Annotated in this window: 2 protein-coding genes; both read left to right on the top strand. The window is 43.2% G+C overall.

Annotation, left to right across the window (positions count from 1 at the left end; genetic code table 11):
* Nucleotides 1-56 precede the first annotated feature (56 nt).
* Nucleotides 57-3536, top strand: coding sequence for a SusC/RagA family TonB-linked outer membrane protein (locus B4G81_RS06955; RefSeq protein ID WP_294081268.1), 3480 nt, complete (start codon nucleotides 57-59; stop codon nucleotides 3534-3536).
* Nucleotides 3537-3567: 31 nt separating this feature from the next.
* The gene (locus B4G81_RS06960; protein ID WP_294081269.1) at nucleotides 3568-5850 is read left to right on the top strand and encodes a RagB/SusD family nutrient uptake outer membrane protein; all 2283 of its coding nucleotides are present in this window, start codon (nucleotides 3568-3570) and stop codon (nucleotides 5848-5850) included.
* Nucleotides 5851-6035: the final 185 nt, after the last annotated feature.

The following is a 6035-nucleotide window of genomic DNA, read 5'->3' on the forward strand; positions in this document are numbered from 1 at the left end:
CAAAATGAATCAAATGATTTCTAATTTTTTTATCTATGAATTACAAACAAAAGAAAATGAAAACAAATCGTAGATTAAATGTACTAAAAACCTTGTGTGCATTTAGTTTGATTTTCTTTTACATGCCGTTGACCTTTCAGGCGCATGCAACAGAAAAATCGGAAGCCTTGAAAAATGTGGAGCAAGACATTACAGTACAGGGTAAAGTGATCGATGAGAACGGAGAAGGCATTATCGGCGCCTCAATACTCGTTGTAAGAACCAATGGCGGTACAATAACCGATCTGGATGGTAATTTTAGACTATCTGCAAGAAGCGGTGATGAATTAAGGGTGTCGTATGTTGGCTATGAAACACAAACAGTGAAAGTTACCTCAGCCAATATCACAATACAGATGGTATTATCATCAGAGACACTTGACGAAGTTGTGGTTGTAGGTTATGGTACACAGCGGGTAAAAGATTTGACCGGCGCCGCCACCAATGTAAATATGGATGAGATAGCGGAACTTCCGGGAACCTCAATTATCGATGCCTTGGCTGGTCAGGTGGTTGGATTATCGGTATCACAAAGCAGTGGACGTCCTGGAGCAACCGGTTCTTTCCGGGTACGACAGCCCATGAGCTTCGACGGAAGTTCCTCCTTCAATCAGCCGCTAATCGTCATTGACGATGTGGTGCAGGTAGACGAAAATGGTGAGCCGAGTATGACTGCTTTTAATATGCTGAATCACTCTGATATTGAGAGCATGACGGTTCTGAAAGATGCCTCGGCTGCTATTTATGGCTCCAGGGCATCTGCTGGAGTTATCCTGGTGACAACAAAAAGAGGTTCGGTTGGAACACCCAAAATCTCCTATTCAGCAAAACTTGATTTTTCGGATGCGGTAAGCCATATCAAAACAATGAATGCCTATGAGACAGGTGTTTTTACAAACAGAATGTTCAGGCAGATTGATATGATAAATGGGAATACAAATAATGCACCTTATCTGTATTCTGACAGTGAACTCAATGCCATGAAAAATCTGAATCACAACTGGCTTGATGAGGCTTGGAACTCCTCGTTGTCTCAACGTCATTCATTAACTGTGGACGGAGGTACCGATAAAGTAACCTACTTTGCCGGCATGAACTATCAAAACCAAGAGACAAATCTTGGAAGTGTGCAGGACTACGACAAATGGACCTTCCGCACCGGCGGAGACATGAAAGTGATGTCAGGAATGAAATTATCTGCTTCTGTTTCCGGATTTAACACAAAGCGCACAGGAAACAACCCTCAGGCAAAGATATCGTCCGGACCCTGGGGTAGCCAGAGTCCTTCTCAGGATTATCCAATGCTGCGCCATATGCCGGGTTATATCCCGATAGAGGTTGAGCTCCTGGATCCGGTGACCAACCAGATGAAAAACTACTACACTTCCCCATGGGTCGGTCCTCGCTACGTAAACACATCCACTGATGCCAATGTGGGAAGTGGATTTGCAGTCTGGAACTTTTTTGCCAATGAAGCATCTAAATCCAGAAGTTTCCATGAACAAAACGGGTTCAATGCAAACTTTTCACTTACTTATGAACTTCCCTTTATCAAAGGATTATCGGTGAGAGGAACCTATGCAGTAAGTCATACCAATACGTTCAATAATAACGTAGGAGATTACTACATGCTTGCGCGAGCCGGCAACACCGACAAAGAAGGAATGCATTTGATTGGTGATCACACAATCTGGAATTTCATCAACTATGGTGATCCCGAAGGATCGGATATCAGTAAAAAACCCTCAGTATCCTTTGCTAAAAGCACAGTTAAATCTGAACAAATAAATTTCATGCTGATGTATAACCGTACTTTTGGGAAGCATGATGTGTCTGCTACCGGCGTTGTTGAGCGCGGTGAAGCAGAAGGTCATGATGAACAGCAACTGTATAGAGGACCTGGAAGATCTTATAATGGTGTAAGTGCTACTGCAGGTACATTGAGTACGAATGCTAATGACACATACTTTAGAAGATACGAAAGCGGATCTTTGTCCTATGTAGGGAGGGCGAATTATAAATACGACAACCGCTATCTTCTTCAGTTTGTTGTCCGAGCCGATGCTTCCACAAAGTTTGCTCCTGAAAACTACTGGGGAACTTTCCCTACCGCATCTGCAGGATGGGTTATTTCGGAGGAAAACTTCTTTAAGAATAGTAAAATGAGTGCCCTTTTCGATTTCTTAAAACTGAGATATAGTTTGGGAAAAACAGGTAAAGACAACGTGACTGCGTGGAGCTGGCTTCAGCTATACCAGATAAGTCCTACCGGAGGGCTTGGTTTTGGCAGTATAGGCGGACAACCAACCTCGGGCGCAAATATTAGTGGTACTGCAAACAGAAACATAAAATGGGATAGCTCCATCAAACACAACATAGGATTGGATCTTAATATATTATCCAGTCGTTTGGCCATCACTACAGATTACTATTACGACAAAACAAAGGATCTGATTATGCTTATAGCCGACGATGAAGAACCAATCTATATCGGGGCTAAGCTTCCTCCTATCAACTATGGAGAAAAAGATGCATGGGGTTGGGAGTTTTCACTGAGATGGAACGACAAGATTCATCAGTCACTTCTACCTTCGTGGGGGCCAATCAGATATTCAGTTGGAGTAGATTATAGCATTAGTTGGAACAAGACTGTGCTTGGACAACAAGCCACGTTCGATTATCCGGCAGAGGTGAATGAAAAAAGCAGCTGGACCGGTTATCGCGGACCCGATTATCAATGGGGATTCAAAACTTGGAAACAAACGAGTCAGGGAGATGGTATGCTTCGTACACAGGAGGATATCGACAAATACTGGCAGTATCTTACCGACCTGGCAACAGCAGCAGGAACAACTCCCAGCTATCTGGGTGTTACCTCTAAAGAAAAAATGTATCCGGGAATGCTTGCTTATGAAGATATAGCAGGAGATATTGACACGGAAAACCAAACAATTGCAGGCCCGAACGGGGTAATTTCTCGTGATCATGGTGAGGATTATGCCAAACTGGCTAGCAACAGGCGTCACGGTATCAATACCCGATTAAGAGCCGAATGGGGCAATTTCAGCTGGTCTGCCATGGTCTCTACTGCATGGGGTGGATATTATGCATTAGACAACGACATCCGTCAAGCTATCAATAATAACACTTTAATCTGGTCTCAGTTTTCATATGTAAACGATATGTTTGACCCGGAAGAAAACCCCAACGGTAAATACCCAAGTATGGCCGTTGCAAGTGCTTTTGGTGAGCGTTCTGATTTCTGGATGGTTCCCTCTTTCAGAATGTATGTACGCAATATGGTCTTTGGTTATGATCTACCCAAAGAATTGCTTCAGAAAGCAAAAATTGAGAGATTACAACTTAATCTGACTGGTAACAATCTATGGGATTTTTATAATCCATATCCGGATAAATACAGAAATATGTATGACGGCGGGAGAACTGATTATCCCACATTGAGGACATGGACATTGGGTGTAAACCTGACATTCTGATAAATCTGATTACAATTGAAAAAATAAAAACATGAAAAGAATATTATTTAAAATATTTATTGGAGCTTTCGCACTTATCTATTTGTTATCGTGCAGCGACCAATTTCTGGAGGAAAAAAGAGATTATAACAACCTCACGACGATTGATGTGTTTAGCGACCCTGAACAGGCCAAGGCTGTATTTGCCACCATCTACAAACAAATATTGGAACGTTATAACTCTCCTTTCGCGGGATCCGATCCATTGATGAGACAAGATCAAAACACGGGCGGAAAGCAGCATATCTACACGGAAGAGTTATCTGACGGCGGTTTCAGAGACGGCCGTTACAACGGATCTAACGGAAAGAATACCAAAGCAGGGAATCATATTGCCAACCCACCCTACTGGAACGATCCAAGAAGTTCCTCAAGTAACTACAATAATTTTAACAGATATACCCTTTTCCCGACAGTTTATCTAATTAATAGTTACATTACCGAAATAGATCGTTCCCGGGACTTATATGAAAATGACATCTTTTGGGATCAACTAAAAGGACAGGCTATCTTTGCCCGTGCATGGCTTTATTTCGATGCAATTCGCTTGTGGGGAGGCGTCCCGTACTATGCAACCGAAACAGACCAACCACAACCGGGTGACAGATCGTTACGTATGCCGATACAGGAATGCATTGATAAAATATGCGTAGATTTCGAAGCAGCATCAAAATTGCTTCCTGCAGTTTGGGATGCCGACAACGACGGACGTTTCACATCGGTCGCCGCGTTAGCCATGATCAGCAGGGCCCGTGTGTACGCTGCCAGTCCGGTCTTTAACGCAAGCTGGGATAATCCGGCCAGCGCCAGGTGGCAGGCAGCACTCAATGCCAGCCTTGTTGCGGAAGCAGCGGCAACAGCAGCAGGCTATGGAACAAGCGTAAGCGATATCGATTCTTGGGACAAAGCATTCTATGCATACAACGGAATGCACAACCCCGAAGCGATTATAAAAATACCCAAGAGCGATAACGTGATTCATGGAGCTTTCAATAAATGGGAAGGATATATTCGTCCCGGTGCCGTAATATCAGGTACAGGAGCCGGAATGCCTGCTCCTGATGAGGTTCTGTTGAAGTTTCCCATGAAAAATGGAAAGGCCCCGCTGGCTGAAAACGGATATGACGATGAGAAATTTTACAAAAACAGAGATCCCCGCTTCTACCGTACTTTTGCTTTTTCAGGATGTGAGTGGCCGGGAACAAATACTCAAATTTGGCTTTATACCTATAAATACAGCACTTCTGCAAGCCAAATGTTCCGTTACACAGACGGTAGCAGGGGTGACGGTGGAGCTCAGAAAAAAAGCAGGGCCATCGTATGGAAAATGTCTGACCCCAATGTCCCAGTAGGCAGTGAATCTGTTAGTGGTACTGATATTCTGGAATACCGTTATGCCGAAATATTGCTAAATGTAGCCGAATGCTATGCAGCCAAAGGAGAGGTGAGCAGTGCTGTGAGCTATCTAAGCAAAATCAGAAGCCGAGTGGGTATAGACGCTGCCAATAATTACGGTCTGAATGATGTGACAGATAAGTATTCTGCAATTCGGTCCGTACTGAATGAGCGTGCTGTGGAATTAGCCTACGAAGGAAAACGTTCGTGGGATATGAGACGCTGGCTGCTTTATGAAGGAGGTGCCGGTTTTGACCCGAGACTTGCCGACTTTAATGATGCAACGGGTTCCTATACTCCCGATCTTGCATGGGGAAAAGGATGGAAAATCTATGATGGTAAAGATGGAAGAGCGAATTACACCAAGGAAGATAACGTTCTTACGAAACTTGGTATTCCTAGGTTTTCAGGTACAAAACACTCCAGCAAACTTTGGGCATATGACATTGACAATGTGCATCCCGTTGATGAATGGAACACAAACGAATCAGTAATAGATCATCCGTTGAAAACAAACGAACTGTTACTTGCTGTTCCCGCTATCAAAAGAGGGATGAGCGAAACTCAAAGAAACGCTGCTTTTGAGAAATTGGATGCTCTTTATGAAGGTGTTGGCATGGAAACAATTGATCCCATACAGGATAACCGGATGGGTCATAAATATGCCATGGATAGTGGCACAAAAAATACAGAACAAAACTTCCTGTTTGCATGGCGTGGTTGGTACTATGTTTACCCGATTCATTATGACATGTATACCATTGGGAAGGGGAACGACTGGATTGAGCAGACAGCAGGATGGATGATTGCCAATGCAAATCCAACAGGCAGCGGACCGGAGGAACAGGATGGTACTTACATTTATTGTACCGCGGAATAATAAGCTGCATTTTATCGTTAAAAAATGGCTGTTACTATGGGTGACAGCCATTTTTTAATCTTTCACCTTTATTATGATTACAGAATCCAATGAAAAATGTCTACTTTTAAATTAAATAGAATACACAGATGAATAAGAAAACCTTTTTATCGACTTTTATCCTCGTGTTGTTGCCACTTGCATAC

This window comes from Proteiniphilum sp. UBA5384 (assembly GCF_002410825.1).
Taxonomy (GTDB): domain Bacteria; phylum Bacteroidota; class Bacteroidia; order Bacteroidales; family Dysgonomonadaceae; genus Proteiniphilum.